Genomic DNA, 15,208 nt, shown 5'->3' with positions numbered 1-15,208 from the left:
ATATCTACAGATGTTAAAAAAATTAGAAAAGGTTAATTTAAAAAACTCAAAAATTTTTACTTTTTTAATTTCACCCAATTTCTAAACTGATAAGAAGATATATGATCTGACTTCAATAGTTCTTGAGAAATTGCAATACCATTATCGTGTATCACTCCCTTTAGCGCTGTAAAAATTCTATCAAAACCACAAAAAAACACCTCCTCTGCAATTTTATGTTCTTTTGAATATTTGAGAAAAGGAACTAAAGTATTATGAACTTTCAACTTACTTTTTACTTCATTTTCGATCTCACCAATTTTTTCAGAATAAAACCAATAAAGTATCTTCCAATCATCTGTGTCAGCATATCCGCTTTTATTTAAACTGCTTTCACGACTAAAAATCTTATCAGTTACACCAATTTTCATCATCCGTTTCCTCACACTTCCTGCGATATAAACAAAACCTTCAGATGAATTCCTTAATTGAAAAGTAATCCTTGAAGTGTTGCAAATCAAACAATGATTTTTACGATCTCTATATGTATGACCCTGATAACATGGGATTGTATTGTAAGCAAATTGTTTACCCTGCTTTATCATTTGCCCATAAACAGAAGATATTTGGTTTTTGTTGGCATCAAAAAACAATGACTTATCTAATTTATGTCGCATGATAAATTCTCCAAGTGTAGGATTTTCTTTCGAGATTGACTCAGATATGGTTTTTACATTAGCATTCCTCTTTTTCGAATCCAAATGTTGTCTCAGTTGCTTTGGTGACAAATTTGAAAGAACTTTTTTTTTCATAAAATAAGAGAATTAGACTTCAATTCTGAGATGTGATTTAGAAGTTAATTTTTGTCAAAAGGCTCTATTTCCTCCAATTTGTTCAAATTTCCCCCTTGCTTGAACATATCTCCTTGAGAGATATTTACAATTTTTATGTCTTTAGGAAACCAACAATATCCCATAAAGTCAACATCAAATTGTACCATTTTTAATAATTCCTCCTTATTAAATTGAGAGCTTTCCAAATATTCCTTCAAAAGTTCTTTATCATCTTTAATTTCTGTGTGCTGATAGTAGATTTTTAGATCTTCATCAATTAATTCCATTTTTTTCCATCTTGAAATAAATTCTTGGGTTGGTCCATTAATCTCTTTCCAATCTTTATGTTTAATCATTGGTTTATTTTCTTTATTAAAAACATAAAGTTGACCAGTTCTTGATCGCCCACCGCTATAAGAAAAAATTGGAATATCTTTGTACCTATAATCTTCTAAACCTTCTTGGCATTCCGAAAGCTCTAACTTTAAAAATGAATTTAAATAATCCAAATTTAAGTTGACTGCAATTATTAAGTGGGATTCCTTATTGATTTGCAACAAATCAACCGCATTAAATAATTCTTTATATTCAACCATATAAGTTTTACTAGACAAAAGAGATATTTTTGACAAGAAGTGGTCATTATATTCATTTTTTATATATCTGCCTAGGGTCTTGTCATAATCGATATAATGAACAGTAGAATTTTCAAGAAAGGCTTCTCTATTAAGAGGAATTCTCGTACCTCTAATTACCTCCATAAAATCACTAATGCTATCCCTTTTTTCTTTTGTGACATCATTTCCTTTAATTCTGCTAAGGTTATCGTAAACCGATTTAATTTGGTTGACTGTGTATTCCTTTAATTCTTTGATTTTAGAATTATCTAATGGTCCTGTACCAAGTTGGATTTCAAATTGGTTTTCTAAATTCATTCTATATTCTTCCAAAAAATCGATCGGATATTTTATACCAGATAGAAAACAATTTCTTCTAGTTATCTTCTGTAAATTAGTTTTTGTTATTAAATTTTTGTTATCAAGAATTTTTTTTAACTGTCTGATCAGGAATGGTAACTTGTAAATCAGTGATTTTTTTAGATTCAGATTATCAGGTATTGATAACGTTGGATTATCGACTCTTAAATGAAGGCCATAATCATCAATCCATTTAAAAAGGAGAAGAATCAAACAAAATTCAGAAATATAATACTTCGAATCTTTTTGAAACCCTATTGAATCAAACTCAAGATCATCGAAATAATAAGAAACATTCCAGTTCCTTTCAAAACTATCTTTTCTAAAATCTAAATTCCATTTTAAAATTTGATCAAAACTAAATTTGCTTAAAAATAATTTTGGAGGCTGGCTATCTGTTTGGAACAAAAGTTTATCAATCAACTTATATTTTTTCTTATAATACAATAGAGCCAAAAAAGAAATGTTAAACTCGTTTAACCGATTCCGGAAATCAATAATTAAATTATTTTTCCTTTCACTTTCCTTGGTTATTTTGGAATTTTCATCATATTTCAAATATGATCTATTAAGATATAAGTTTAAATAACTAAAATTTATCTCCCACAATTTATTTAATACGTTAAATTTTTTTGTTTTAATCAATAGAATTATATATCTCCAGATTGCCCTCAATGTTTCGTTACTTAAGGGAGTTGGTCCAGTTTCATCAATACTATAATCAAAGTAATAAGTAGATGAAAAAAAATCAATTGGTTTGTACCTTGTTTCTAGTTTTATATCTATAACAAAGGTTTCTATTATCTTAAAATTATTATTGAAAATTATTGCTTCAAAATCAATTTGTTCATTGGTTTTTGACTTTATATATTTTCCTACAGATGATACTTTTAAAAAAAATTTATCCTTTATGTTTGACTGCAAAGTGAAATTTTCAATTCTTATACTGTAACAATACAATTCAGTAATTATCTCAAAATATTCTTCAATTATTTTATGATAATGTTTCTGCGATTCTATAAGATTACCTATAATAAAATTTCTATCTAATAAATCAATTTTTGATTCTTTATTAATATGGTCGAAAAGTTCTTTTGGATTATAAATAGTTAAAACTAAGTCAATTAACTTGATAAAATAAATAATTAAAATTACACAAGAAATAAAGGCTAAAACATCAATTATATAGTGGTTAAAAAAAGTTAATCCTGATAATATTAACGAGATGATAAGGACAATTCTAAAATTTTTATAAATATGATTTTTATTGAAATATTCAACGATTTGGCTTGAGTTATATGTTTCATTGACTTTAGAAATAGTTTGTGCAATTAGTGGATAAGAAATCGCAATAATTGTTGGCAAAAATCCAATTATTAAAGAGTATAAACCATCCTCACGTAATGCGAAAATTTGTTCTAGCATTATAATAACTTGTTCTTTTGAAATATGATGTCCCAGCATTTTACAAAATTTTAAATTTTGACTTCTTTCTTTTCCCGAAAAGCCATTTGGATAGGAAAAAAAATCGAACTTTTTTTTCATCAATTCGATCAATCCTATTTCAAAAAAAACTTTCCTCCTTTAAATTGACTTTACTTTCAAAAATGCTTTTTCAATTCCTCTTTTGACTTGTGGAGTTTTTTATTATCCTAAAATAGTTCAGTGAATAAAAACTTAATGACAATATCCTTCATTTAGCCAGAAAAAGCAACCTCTTTGGGTCAAGTACTCAATTTCTTAAGTCTTGGATTTTAGAGATTAGTCCATTTACCTCAAAACTCCCCAAATTCAATCCACAACTGCTTGCCTACATATAGACTTTCTTCCTCGACATTGAGATTGGAGATGCCGATGCCGAAGAGGCGGACTGGGGATTTGAGATCTTCTTGATTGAGGAGTTCCAAGGTGGTTTCCCAGATTTTTTCGGGTTCGGTAAATTGCTCAAAAGTCTTGCTTCTCGTCTGAACAGTAAAATCGTGGTATTTAATCTTGAGGGTGACAGTTCTTCCCTTGATCCCGCTTCGGCTGATGCGTCGTTTGAGTTCTTCGAAAATCTCCTCCAATTCAATCAGCCACTCTTCCATTTTAGCCAAATCAGTTTCAAAAGTATTTTCAGCACTCAGCGATTTCCGGATGCGGTTAGGTTGGACTTCGCTCAGGTGGATGCCACGGACAATGTTGTAAAAGTGAAGACCTGATTTCCCAAACCGTTTGGTTAAGTATTGCAGTGAAAATTGTTTGAGGTCAAAACCGTTGTGGATGCCGAGTTCTTTCATCTTGTCGGCAGTCACTTTTCCGATTCCAAAAAACCGCTCAATCGGCAACTTCTCCAAAAAAGCTTCTGCATCCTTGGGCAAGATGACAGCCTGGCCATTGGGTTTGTTGATATCAGAGGCAGTTTTTGCCAAAAACTTGTTGTAGGATATTCCCGCCGAGGCATTCAATCCAACTTCTTCTTTGATGCGTTTTCGGATTTCTAAGGCAATTCTTGTAGCAGAAGGATTGTTCACTTTGTTTTCTGTCACATCCAAAAAAGCCTCATCCAACGCAAGCGGTTCGACCAAATCAGTGTAAGCATAAAAAATCTCCCTGATCTGATTGGAAATCTCTTTATATCGATCAAATCTGGGTGGTACGAAAATCAAATGGGGACATTTCAAGGCGGCCATTTTGCCGGACATGGCCGAGCGGACACCGTATTTTCTGGCTTCATAGGAAGCTGCAGCTACCACTCCCCTTTCCCTGTTTCCGCCTACGGCAAGGGGCTTTCCCCTCAGGTCAGGATTGTCCATCTGCTCCACGGATGCATAGAAAGCGTCCATGTCGACATGTATGATTTTCCTGACGTTTTCCATAAGCTATTTTCCTTCCAAAACCTCCATAATGGCCGAAGCTTTAAGCAGACACTCTTCATATTCATATCCTGCATCCGCGTCATATGTAATCGCTGAGCCTACGGCAAAATATCCTTTGCCTGCATTTCGATCAAAAATAATACTTCGAATAACCACATTGAAATCAAAATCTCCATTTGGATGAATATGTCCCAAAGTTCCTGAAAACCATCCTCTCTGGAAATTTTCATACTGCTCGATCAATTCCATGCACTTGATTTTTGGTGCGCCTGTCATGCTCCCCATCGGAAATGTGGCATGGAAAATTTCCTTGAGACCCACCTCATTTTTAATAGTGGAACTCACCGTCGAGATCATCTGATGGACTTTGGCAAAGGGATAGACACCAAAAAGCTCCTCCACATCCACAGAACCTGTTTCGGAGATTTTGGAAAGGTCATTCCGCATTAGGTCGACAATCATGAGGTTTTCGGCCCGTTCCTTTTCGGAGTTTAGCAATTGGTTTTTAAGAATTTCATCTTCAGCAGCATCTTTGCCTCTTTTGATCGTGCCTTTGATCGGTTGGGCGATGAGTTTGTTTCCTGCTTTTTTGAGAAATCTCTCCGGAGAGGCTCCGATGAGGTATTTGTCCTTTGCTTTGAATAAGGAGGAAAAAGGCATCGGAGACTTTTCCATCAAATCCCTAAAACCGGTAATCGGATTCCAATTTTGACTTTCAAAGTTAAAAGCCATGCAAAAATTCAACTCATACATATCCCCTTCTTCGATATGGTTTTGAATGGCTTTGATGGCAGAGAAATAGTCCTGTTCGGTAGTCAAAGGGTTCACTTTTACTTTGGGATTGTTCAAAATCACTTGTATTGACTCCCTGATTTCTTCTCCTATTCTTTTTCCTTCAGGGTGAAAAACAGTGAAATTGTTCTTGCCGATTTCTATCTTGATTTCGGGAATAAAAAATAAGGATTCAGGACAATCGACCGGTACAGGATTATTGCTCCGGAGTTTTTCAACCTTGTTTTTGTAATCGTAACTGATGATACCCACCAGCTCTTTCTTGCCATAATATTGGTCAGTTTCTTCCAAAGTCATCGTCCGCTGTCCTGCCAAAATCTCATTTGAAAAACCACCATGTGGGTAGGATATCTGATTGTTTTGAAAAAATGAAAAGTAGCTATAATTCAGGTCAAACCACCTGAGCAAATGGTTTTTCCAATCAGGATGATCAGGAATTGGGAATTCAAATTTTTCTGACATGCAACAAAAGTAACGCATTGGCACAAAAAAAAGAGGAAACCTTTCGGCTTCCTCTTTTGGATATATATACTGAGTTGGTTTAGTTTGCTTTGATGTCAAAACCTACAGAAACTGTATTGTAGATAAATTGATCCTTGGCTTTGTCGACTGCAGTGGCTTCATCACCATAAGACAAACCCCAAGCAGTTCTGTCGATATTGAAACCTGCAGTTGCATTCACTGCACCGTCTACAATAGACACAGAAGCTGGAAATTTGATGTTTTTGGTAGTACCTCTGATCGTCAGGTTTCCAGAAATCAAGTGGGTTGGATTGGAAGGAGCTACTTCAGAATCTTTCTTCGGCGTGTTTTCAGAAGCAAATTCTTCTTTGTCAGCAATGGCACCTGCAGCAAAAGGCTCTACAGAAGTCAATTCAAATGTTGCCTGTGGATGGTTGGCAGCATCAAAGAAATCAGGAGACTGAAGGTGACCCCAAAGTTTTCCATAAAATTCATTTGATTCTTCCATATCCTGGATTTTCAATCCTGTGATGTCAAATACAAATTTGGCACCGGTAAGTTCTTCACCTTGAACAGTCACTTCACCTGAAGTCACAGGGATGAATCCATAATGCTGACCTGTTGGCTTGTAACCTCTCCAGTTGATAGTGCTTGTGGAAGGATCAATGGCAAGTGTTTTGCCTGTTGCCTCAGCTACTTCAGCAGCTTCAGTTGCATCAACTGTGTCACTTGGTTTGCCGCAAGACACGACAATCAGCGCAAGCGCAATAATTAAACCTGTTTGTTGTAATAATTTCATACTGTGGGAATGGTTTGATTTTTTAAATAGATTATGTGTATACACATTGATGTATATACACATAAAACTATTTTCAGATAAAAAAGTTCAGATAATCCAAAAAAAAATAAATTTGATCTTCAGGTATTTGTACACCATCAGATTTAAAAACAAAAAAAATGGCATTGATTAAAAGTGTAAGGGGATTTAGCCCAAGTTTTGGGGACAAATGCTGGCTGGCAGAAAATGCCACTGTCGTAGGAGATGTGATCATGGGTAAAAATTGCACCGTTTGGTTCAATGCCGTGGTCCGGGGTGATGTACATCACATCAGGATCGGGGATGACACCAATATCCAGGATGGCGCGGTAATCCACTGTACCTACCAAAAATCCGGGACAGTTATAGGAAACAAAGTTTCGATCGCCCATAATGCAGTGGTACATGGCTGTACCATACACGACAATGTGCTGATCGGTATGGGTGCAATCATTATGGACAATGCCGTGGTACATTCCGGTGCAGTGATCGCTGCGGGTGCGGTGGTTTTGGCGGGAACGATAGTGGAGCCTAATTCCATCTATGCAGGCATGCCAGCCAAAAAAGTAAAGGATACCGGTCCCGAAATGCTCGAAATTATTGAAAGAACAGCGCGAAATTACCCCATGTATGCTACATGGTTTCAAGAAAGCGATACAAAATGAGGAAGTTCTTGATCCGATTCGGCAGCTACAAAAACATCTTTTTTCTTTTTGTACTGTTCTTGGGATTTAATCTTTGGATCTTGCCCGGCATGATGACGGGAGAAAAACCCCTTGACCTGGAGATTAATTATACTGCAGAGGAAGCTTATTCACGACTGAGTCGGTTCTCGGAAGAAATCCGCGAAAGCTACAGGATGGGTCTGATGGTTTCGGACATGATATATCCGATAGTTTACAGTTTACTTTTCTCCTTTATCATTTTTAAACTTTGGCAAAATGAAATGATTGCACTTTTGCCTTTTACGATTCTTGTATTCGATTTTATCGAAAATTTTTCCATCATCACCATGCTGGGTTTGTTTCCCGAAAAATCCATTTTTTGGGGAACATTGGCAGGTATCTCTACAAGTTTAAAATGGTTCTTTACGGCCATTACTTTGATTTTTGTTGTAATTGGATTTGGAAAAAAGACTTTGGAAAAAAAATCCTGAAAGTAAATCCCTTCATTTCAAAATCAGTTCAGTGGAAGCATAAGATTTAAAATTTCCCGATTGATTATTTATTTGGTTGCTGTCAGAAAACTTTGACCATATTTTTTTGTGATTCACCAAAAGCGGACTATTTTTATTCAGATAAGAAAATTTTGTATATGAAAGAGGAATATTTTAAGTGGTACTCCCCACATCTGCACAGAGATGTGCAAATGCTTGCTTTTGGTCATGCGGGATATCCTGTTGTTTTGTACCCAACTTCCATGGGATCATTTCACGAAAACAGAGACATGGGATTGATAGGTGCTGCGAGTTGGTTTATAGAACAAGGCTTGGTTCAGATATTCTGTCCGGAAAGTAATGACAGGGACAGCTTTTATAATAAGCAAATCCACCCCCATCAGCGAATTCAAAATCACATTGCCTATGACCACATGATCCGTTATGAAATCGTGGAAAAAATCAGATTTAATACTTCAGTAGGAAAAGTGGTGATGGCAGGATGCAGTTTTGGAGGTTACCATGCTGCTAATTTCGGTTTCCGTTATCCTGGTTATGTCAGTCACATGTTTTCGATGTCCGGGGCATTTGAAATCAGAAATTTCATGAATGGATATAACCACGAGGATATCTTTTATAATTCTCCACTTGAATTTTTGCCGGGAAACCATGATGGTGATCTGTGGAAAATGGACATAGTCCTGGGCACTTCCAATTGGGATATTTGCTACGATGCCAATGTGAAGCTGAGCGATTCCTTAGAAGCAAAGGGAATCCGCCACTGGCTTGACGTCCGCAAAGACAAGCACCATGATTGGCCGATCTGGAAAGAAATGTTCCCCCATTATTTATCAAGAATCAAATTTAATTAACCAAATACCAACCGTATATGAAAAAGATAGGAATTCTGTTTGGCATGGAAGACACTTTTCCCCATGCATTTGTAGAAAGAGTCAATGAAAAAAATGAAAAAGGAATTGTTGCAGAACCTGTTTTGATCGATAAGGTAATCCAAAACCAGCTTTCTGAGTATGCTGTCATCATTGACAGAATTTCTCAGGATGTACCTTTTTACAGGGCTTATCTCAAAAATGCTGCCCTGACAGGCACCGCAGTCATCAACAACCCATTTTGGTGGAGTGCAGATGATAAGTTTTTTAACAACGCACTCGCAGACCAATTGGGTGTACCCTTACCAAATACCGTTATTTTGCCGTCTGCTGAGCATCCCACGGATACTACTGCCAAGTCTTTTAGAAATTTAAAAATGCCTTTGGACTGGCAGGGGATTTTTGATTATGTCGGATTTCCGGCTTACATGAAACCCTATGCAGGAGGTGGCTGGAAAAATGTCTACCGCTTGGAAAATAAAGAGGAATTTTTTCAAAAACATAGGGAAACAGGCCAATTGGTCATGCTGCTCCAAGAAGAAATCGTATTTCAGGAATATTTTAGGGTGTACTGCCTTGGTGGAAAAGCAGTGAGGATCATGCAATATGAACCCCGCAATCCCCACCATCTCCGCTATGTGATAGATGGGCCTCCCGCTTCCAAAAAGCTATTGGCAACAGTAAAGGATTATACCCTCAAACTTTGTCATGGTCTTGGGTATGATTTCAATACCGTAGAATTTGCCGTCAAAGACGGTGTTCCTTATGCAATTGATTTTGGAAACCCTGCACCGGACGCCGATATCAACTCAGTCGGTCAGGCCAACTTTGATTGGGTAGTAGAAGAAGCAGCCAAAATGGCGATCTCCTATGCCAAATCCCATAAACCCGGAAAGATCAACCTTACCTGGGGGACTTTTATGAAAGATGCAGTGAGTTCGGCAAAAAGATTCTGATCTATGAGAAAACTACCTGTTTTTACATTGGGCGTAGAGGAGGAATACCAAATCATTGACCCCAACACAAGGGACCTGAGGTCCCATATGTCAAAAATTGTAGATGGCGCCAAAATCATACTGAAAGAACAGGTCAAAGCAGAAATGCACCAGTCTGTAGTCGAAGTAGGAACAAATATCTGTCAAAACATCGCAGATGCACGAAATGAAGTTTCTTATTTGAGAAAGAAAATCGTAGACCTTGCCTCCGAACAAAACCTGATAGTCGGAGCTTCCGGAACCCATCCTTTTTCAAAATGGCAGGAACAGCCCATTACTGACGATCCGCGCTACCATATGATTGTCAAAGAACTTCAGGATACCGCAAGGTCTAACCTGATTTTCGGATTGCATGTACATGTGGGGATCGAAAACAGAGAGTTGGCCCTTCAAATCATGAATCAAGCCTGCTATTTTCTTCCGCATATTTACGCACTTTCGACCAACTCTCCTTTTTGGGAAGGTCGAAATACAGGTTTCAAGGCCTTTAGAGCGCACGTTTTTGCCAAATTCCCAAGAACCGGCTTGCCTGAGTATTTTGATTCGGTACAGTCTTATGATAATTTCCTGGAGACTTTGGTCAAGACAAACTGTATCGACAATCCAAAAAAAATATGGTGGGACCTGAGGATGCACCCCTTCTTCAGTACCATTGAATTCAGGATTTGTGATATGTGTCTCACTGTGGATGAAACGATCTGTATCACGGCATTGATCCAAGCTGTAGTCGCCAAACTCTACAAAATGAGTATGATGAACACGAGCTTCAATATCTACAGGATTGCTTTGATCCGTGAAAACAAATTCAGGGCGGCAAGATACGGTACCGACGGTCTGATGATTGATTTTGGTCAGAAAAAAGAAGTCGCTTACAAGGAACTCATGATAGAGCTCCTCGAATTCATCGACGATGTAGTCGATGAACTTGGCAGCAGGCAGGAAATCAATTATGTCTACGAGATCCTCAAAAACGGAACCGGAGCAGACAAACAATTGGCTGTATATGAAGAAAATGACCATGACTTGTCCAAAGTAGTGGACTTCATCGTGGGAGAATTCACCAAGGGAATCTGATGCAAGAGGAATATTGAATGTAAGTCAGGAAAAATATTTCTCCTGTCTGCATTCAATAATCCTTAACTTTCAGCCCCAAAAATCCAACAATCACCATGCAAGAAAAAATCAAAGTTGCCGTATTGGATATGTACAATGGAAAAGCCAATCAGGGCATGCGATGTATCCATGATATTGTAGGAAGATTTGCAGACGAACTCAGTATTGAAGTTTTTAATGTAAGGCAAAACGCTGAAGTTCCAAATATTGAAGACTTCAACGTTTATATTTCTTCTGGTGGACCGGGAAATCCTTTGGAAGGCGATGGGATTTGGGACACTAAATATTACCAACTGATTGATGATATTTGGGTTTGGAACCAAACCAATGAAAGGAAAAAGTATGTCCTTTTCATTTGTCATTCTTATCAGATGGCGGTACAGCATTTTGGCTTGGCAAACGTGACTCGAAGGAAATCCACTTCCTTTGGGGTGATGACGATACACAAAACCGATTCAGGTTTAACCGATCCACTTTTTGAGAGTTTGGACAATCCATTTTGGGCAATAGATTCCAGGGATTATCAGGTTGTCCAACCCCATCAAAAAAGATTCAAAGAATTGGGCGCTGAAATCATCGCTCTGGAAAAAATCCGAAACCATGTAGAATACGAAAGGGCCATCATGGCTATTAGATTTTCACCTGAAATGGTGGGAACGCAGTTTCATCCTGAAGCCGATCCTGTCGGTTTTTTAAGCCACCTCAAAAAACATGAGGTACGGGATGAAATCATTGACTTGAGGGGAAAAGCCAGATATCTCGCCATGTTGGAACATATTGTGGAGGAACACACCATCTACAAAACCAACGAAACCCTGATCCCGAATTTTCTGAGCCAATCCATTGGCTTTATAAAGGAACAACAAGCCATATTACATTAATCCCTAACTTATGATTCAGAAGCACCGGGAGTTTTTTAACCAAAACTTCAATGTGGAAAAATACCAGGCTTTTTTAAAAGACCTTGCCTCAGATTTTGACTATTTACCCACATTCAGAGTGGCTGAATCCCCTTTTTTCATCCCAAAGGAACTCAAGGATCAGCTATTGGAAGGGTGTCAGCATGTAATTGATTTTATAAAAAGGGAGGATTTCAATTCCCTTACTGAAAAATCACTGAGTGTCAATTTCAATGTCCCCAATCAGGATCACCATACCCAATTTCTCGCCATTGACTTTGGAATATGTGAGGAGGAAGGGAAAATTATCCCAAAACTGATCGAAGTACAGGGTTTCCCATCTGTATTTAATTTCCAATACAATCTCTTTGAAAAAATAAAAAAGGCCTATCCTTATCTCAGTAATTTTACCCCATATTTCAACAGCCTGAATCCTGATAGTTATCTGTCTATATTCAAGGAAACAGTCCTGAAAGGCCACCTTCCTGAAGAGGTCATCCTTTTAGAGATTGAACCCGAAAAACAAAATACAAAAATTGACTTCTATTACTGCCAAAGAGATCTTGGGGTGCCTTTTGTCTGTGTAACGGAAGTGACCAAAAAAGGAAAACAGCTTTTTTACACCAACAAAGAAGGCCGTGAAATCCGCATCAAAAGAATTTATAATCGGGTAATTTTTGATGAACTTGAGGCAAGAAAAGACCTTAAGATGGAATTTTCATTTTTGGAGGAATTGGATGTAGAATGGGCAGGCCATCCAAATTGGTTTTACCGAATCAGTAAATTTATCCTTCCTTACCTCAAAGGACCTTATTTTATAGAGACTACTTTACTGAGCGACCTGAAGGAAATTCCTGAAGATTTGGAAAATTATGTTTTGAAACCTTTGTTCTCCTTTTCGGGAAGCGGGGTGATTTTTAATGTAAAAAAATCAGACATTGAGGAAGTGGTGGACAAAGACCTTTATATACTTCAGAAAAAAGCCAAATATGTCCCTGTGCTTCAAGCTATTGAAGGAAAAGTGAAAGCTGAAGTGAGGATGTTGGCTGTTTGGCCTGAAAAGGATGAAAACCCAACCCTCATCGGTAACTTGGTAAGGCTAAGCCGAGGAGAAATGATCGGTGTCAAATTCAACAAGGACAAAGATTGGGTAGGCGGTACAATTGGCTTGTTTGAGAAATAATTCAGTTCATTTTATTTCAGCAATTGATCCAAATCCACGATTTCGTATCCTGACTTTTGCAATCCTTTGATCAAATCGGGAAGGAGTTCGTAGAATTTATCTGTGCGCTTTTCCCCCACCCCAATGTGAATTAAGATAATAAAACCATTCAATCCATTTGGATTTTTGTATTCGCATTGCCAGATAGTCTGCAAAATTTCTTCCGAGCCGATGTAATTTTCCATCTCCGGATCTGTGTAATCGGCATTTGTCCTTGGCCCCGGCGTAAAACTGATCAGGTCAAAGCCAAGTTTTCCGGCCCATTCGCTGATATTTTCATTATACCATTCATAAGGAGGTAAAAAATACTGGGCATCTTCCTGTTCGATCCCGAATCGCTTCATTTCAGAATAATTATCTAACAGGTCTTTTGAAAATGTATACCTGTCAATCAATGGCTGGGACCTGTCATCCCATGGACAGTAAAGAAGGTGCTTGTCAGAATGGGCTCCTAAATAATGACCTTGGGTTTTGAGTGACTTGATCAGGCTTTCAAAATCATGGTTCCTGTAAAAATCCCCTGTGAAAAAAAATGAGGCCTTTATTTTATTTTTCTCCAAAGTTTTAAGGATATACCATCCTCCCTCTGCATATTCATGGCCGGTAAAGACTAAGGAAATCTGTTTTTTGGATTGGTCGCCCCGGACGATACCATCGTGTATATATTGGTTTTGACCAAAGGATTTCTGAAAGAAAAAAAGAATGATTGCCATGAAAAGGCCTGAGATGACTGACTTTGTGCTCATGATTGCTAGGGCTTGGTGTGGTGCTATTTGGGATTATTCCAAAAGCCATACCCTGTCCAATTGGCATTGAACAGGAATTTAATTGTGGTTTAAATTGATGTGAAATAACCGTATCTTCCATAGAAGTCATACAGTCGGAACTAAAAACCAGTCATTGCTAAATGAATTGTTTGGGGTGATTTTAATTTACTTGCGAGATTTCGTACAATATTCCAATAAATTCGGTTAAATCAAAATAAACAACCACCGCCTGATCAAAATCACTTTATTTTTACAATCTTTTTGATAGTTTCAGGTCTTCAAATCTTTTGAGCATATATTTATCGCCATCACATTTCCATACAATGATAATAGGGATTTTAAAAGAACCCCAAGACGAGTCAAGGGTAGCACTTTTGCCGGAAGCGGTAAAAACACTCCTCAGCTGGAAAGTCTCGGTTTGGGTAGAAACAAATGCAGGCGCAAGAGCCTATGCATCGGATGAACTCTACAAAGAGGCCGGGGCAGAAATCCACAGCAGACAAGAAATCTTAATGCAATCAGATTTGTTGATCGGAATCCAGCCGATTACCCAATCGGAAATCAGTGGATTGAAATCAGGGGCTGTCCTGATGGGGCAAATGGGTGCCTTATTCAACCCTGAACTCACAGGATATCTAATCAAGGAGAAAAAGACTGCATTCAGTATGGAATTGGTACCTAGAACAACAAGGGCGCAATCCATGGACGTGCTTTCCTCCATGGCCACTGTTACCGGTTACAAGGCAGTCCTGATGGCGGCCAATCTCTTGCCGAGATTTTTCCCGATGTTTATGACTGCTGCGGGAAGCATCACCCCTGCAAGGGTATTGATCCTCGGAGCAGGGGTGGCGGGATTGCAAGCGATCGCCACTTCAAGAAGATTGGGAGCTTCGGTGTTTGCATTCGATGTCCGGCAGGCTGCCAAAGAGGAAGTGCTTTCATTAGGAGCAAAGTTTGTAGATGTGGAAGGTGCCAAAGAAGATAAAGGTGCAGGAGGATATGCTGTAGAACAATCTGCGGAATACCTTCAAAAACAAAAAGACACCATTCATGAACATGCTTTAAAGGCAGATATCATCATCACTACAGCCCAGATCCCGGGACGAAAAGCGCCTCAATTGGTAGAAGAAAGAACGGTAAGGGCCATGAAACCCGGTTCGGTCATCATCGACCTTGCTGCCTCTTCAGGAGGCAACTGTGCACTGTCCCAACCGGAACAAACTGTAGAGGTCAACGGTGTTCGTATCGTCGGGGTAGGAAACCTAGCTGCAAGCATGCCTCAGGACGCGAGTAAAATGTATGGCAAAAACTACCTCAATTTCCTCAAACTGATCATCAAAGACGGAAATCTCAACCTTAACTTTGAGGATGACATTGTCACCGGAACATGCGTGTGTCATGCCGGTAATCCGATAAGTCCAAGAATTATTCAAATGCAAAGCAACTGA

14 protein-coding genes are annotated in these 15,208 nt (G+C 38.1%); 8 read left to right on the top strand and 6 right to left on the bottom strand.

The genetic code is table 11. From position 1 onward, the window contains the following. Positions 1 to 56 precede the first annotated feature (56 nt). The 5 genes from NU887_RS02615 to NU887_RS02595 form a co-directional block, all read right to left on the bottom strand. Positions 57 to 791 (bottom strand): GIY-YIG nuclease family protein, encoded by a 735-nt coding sequence (locus NU887_RS02615; protein WP_258421799.1) that lies wholly within the window; start codon positions 789 to 791, stop codon positions 57 to 59. A gap of 44 nt (positions 792 to 835) precedes the next feature. After that, entirely contained in the window at positions 836 to 3,334 is a 2,499-nt protein-coding gene (locus NU887_RS02610) for a hypothetical protein (RefSeq protein WP_258421798.1), read from the bottom strand. A 230-nt stretch (positions 3,335 to 3,564) separates the two neighbouring features. After that, entirely contained in the window at positions 3,565 to 4,647 is a 1,083-nt protein-coding gene (gene dinB / locus NU887_RS02605; protein ID WP_258421797.1) for a DNA polymerase IV, read from the bottom strand. A 3-nt stretch (positions 4,648 to 4,650) separates the two neighbouring features. Beyond that, positions 4,651 to 5,901 (bottom strand): anthranilate synthase component I family protein, encoded by a 1,251-nt coding sequence (locus NU887_RS02600; RefSeq protein ID WP_258421796.1) that lies wholly within the window; start codon positions 5,899 to 5,901, stop codon positions 4,651 to 4,653. Positions 5,902 to 5,980: 79 nt separating this feature from the next. Further along, positions 5,981 to 6,700 (bottom strand): YceI family protein, encoded by a 720-nt coding sequence (locus NU887_RS02595; protein ID WP_258421795.1) that lies wholly within the window; start codon positions 6,698 to 6,700, stop codon positions 5,981 to 5,983. A gap of 158 nt (positions 6,701 to 6,858) precedes the next feature. Between NU887_RS02595 and NU887_RS02590 the strand changes: the two genes are divergently transcribed. The 7 genes from NU887_RS02590 (at position 6,859) to NU887_RS02560 (ending at position 12,954) form a co-directional block, all read left to right on the top strand. After that, entirely contained in the window at positions 6,859 to 7,383 is a 525-nt protein-coding gene (locus tag NU887_RS02590) for a gamma carbonic anhydrase family protein (protein ID WP_258421794.1), read from the top strand. Beyond that, positions 7,380 to 7,874, top strand: a complete 495-nt coding sequence (locus NU887_RS02585) for a hypothetical protein (RefSeq protein WP_258421793.1) — start codon at positions 7,380 to 7,382, stop codon at positions 7,872 to 7,874. Before NU887_RS02590 ends, NU887_RS02585 begins: the two co-directional genes overlap by 4 nt. A 158-nt stretch (positions 7,875 to 8,032) precedes the next feature. Then, a complete protein-coding gene (locus NU887_RS02580; RefSeq protein WP_258421792.1) occupies positions 8,033 to 8,746 on the top strand; it encodes an esterase in 714 nt (237 codons plus the stop codon). A gap of 17 nt (positions 8,747 to 8,763) precedes the next feature. Then, positions 8,764 to 9,720: an ATP-grasp domain-containing protein gene (locus tag NU887_RS02575; RefSeq protein ID WP_258421791.1), complete on the top strand. Its 957-nt coding sequence runs from the start codon at positions 8,764 to 8,766 to the stop codon at positions 9,718 to 9,720. 3 nt (positions 9,721 to 9,723) lie between these two features. Further along, positions 9,724 to 10,833: a carboxylate-amine ligase gene (locus NU887_RS02570; protein WP_258421790.1), complete on the top strand. Its 1,110-nt coding sequence runs from the start codon at positions 9,724 to 9,726 to the stop codon at positions 10,831 to 10,833. Between the two features lie 95 nt (positions 10,834 to 10,928). After that, positions 10,929 to 11,753: a type 1 glutamine amidotransferase gene (locus tag NU887_RS02565; RefSeq protein WP_258421789.1), complete on the top strand. Its 825-nt coding sequence runs from the start codon at positions 10,929 to 10,931 to the stop codon at positions 11,751 to 11,753. A gap of 10 nt (positions 11,754 to 11,763) precedes the next feature. Further along, complete coding sequence (locus tag NU887_RS02560) at positions 11,764 to 12,954, top strand: hypothetical protein (protein WP_258421788.1); 1,191 nt, start codon at positions 11,764 to 11,766, stop codon at positions 12,952 to 12,954. An 11-nt stretch (positions 12,955 to 12,965) separates the two neighbouring features. Here NU887_RS02560 and NU887_RS02555 read toward each other — a convergent pair whose 3' ends face one another. Beyond that, a complete protein-coding gene (locus NU887_RS02555; protein ID WP_258421787.1) occupies positions 12,966 to 13,739 on the bottom strand; it encodes a polysaccharide deacetylase family protein in 774 nt (257 codons plus the stop codon). A 344-nt stretch (positions 13,740 to 14,083) separates the two neighbouring features. Here NU887_RS02555 and NU887_RS02550 point away from each other — a divergent pair, with 344 nt between their 5' ends. Beyond that, positions 14,084 to 15,208, top strand: coding sequence for a Re/Si-specific NAD(P)(+) transhydrogenase subunit alpha (locus NU887_RS02550; protein ID WP_258421786.1), 1,125 nt, complete (start codon positions 14,084 to 14,086; stop codon positions 15,206 to 15,208).

Source organism: Aquiflexum gelatinilyticum (assembly GCF_024741135.1).
GTDB classification, from domain to species: domain Bacteria; phylum Bacteroidota; class Bacteroidia; order Cytophagales; family Cyclobacteriaceae; genus Cognataquiflexum; species Cognataquiflexum gelatinilyticum.
This window is presented reverse-complemented; position numbering and strand designations above follow the sequence as displayed.

What these genes read in the sequence shown, in the direction of transcription:
- NU887_RS02615 (WP_258421799.1), bottom strand. Translation starts at nt 791, where the DNA reads ATGAAAAAAAAAGTTCTTTCAAATTTGTCACCAAAGCAACTGAGACAA.
- NU887_RS02610 (WP_258421798.1), bottom strand. Translation starts at nt 3,334, where the DNA reads ATGAAAAAAAAGTTCGATTTTTTTTCCTATCCAAATGGCTTTTCGGGA.
- dinB (WP_258421797.1), bottom strand. Translation starts at nt 4,647, where the DNA reads ATGGAAAACGTCAGGAAAATCATACATGTCGACATGGACGCTTTCTAT.
- NU887_RS02600 (WP_258421796.1), bottom strand. Translation starts at nt 5,901, where the DNA reads ATGTCAGAAAAATTTGAATTCCCAATTCCTGATCATCCTGATTGGAAA.
- NU887_RS02595 (WP_258421795.1), bottom strand. Translation starts at nt 6,700, where the DNA reads ATGAAATTATTACAACAAACAGGTTTAATTATTGCGCTTGCGCTGATT.
- NU887_RS02590 (WP_258421794.1), top strand. Translation starts at nt 6,859, where the DNA reads ATGGCATTGATTAAAAGTGTAAGGGGATTTAGCCCAAGTTTTGGGGAC.
- NU887_RS02585 (WP_258421793.1), top strand. Translation starts at nt 7,380, where the DNA reads ATGAGGAAGTTCTTGATCCGATTCGGCAGCTACAAAAACATCTTTTTT.
- NU887_RS02580 (WP_258421792.1), top strand. Translation starts at nt 8,033, where the DNA reads ATGAAAGAGGAATATTTTAAGTGGTACTCCCCACATCTGCACAGAGAT.
- NU887_RS02575 (WP_258421791.1), top strand. Translation starts at nt 8,764, where the DNA reads ATGAAAAAGATAGGAATTCTGTTTGGCATGGAAGACACTTTTCCCCAT.
- NU887_RS02570 (WP_258421790.1), top strand. Translation starts at nt 9,724, where the DNA reads ATGAGAAAACTACCTGTTTTTACATTGGGCGTAGAGGAGGAATACCAA.
- NU887_RS02565 (WP_258421789.1), top strand. Translation starts at nt 10,929, where the DNA reads ATGCAAGAAAAAATCAAAGTTGCCGTATTGGATATGTACAATGGAAAA.
- NU887_RS02560 (WP_258421788.1), top strand. Translation starts at nt 11,764, where the DNA reads ATGATTCAGAAGCACCGGGAGTTTTTTAACCAAAACTTCAATGTGGAA.
- NU887_RS02555 (WP_258421787.1), bottom strand. Translation starts at nt 13,739, where the DNA reads ATGAGCACAAAGTCAGTCATCTCAGGCCTTTTCATGGCAATCATTCTT.
- NU887_RS02550 (WP_258421786.1), top strand. Translation starts at nt 14,084, where the DNA reads ATGATAATAGGGATTTTAAAAGAACCCCAAGACGAGTCAAGGGTAGCA.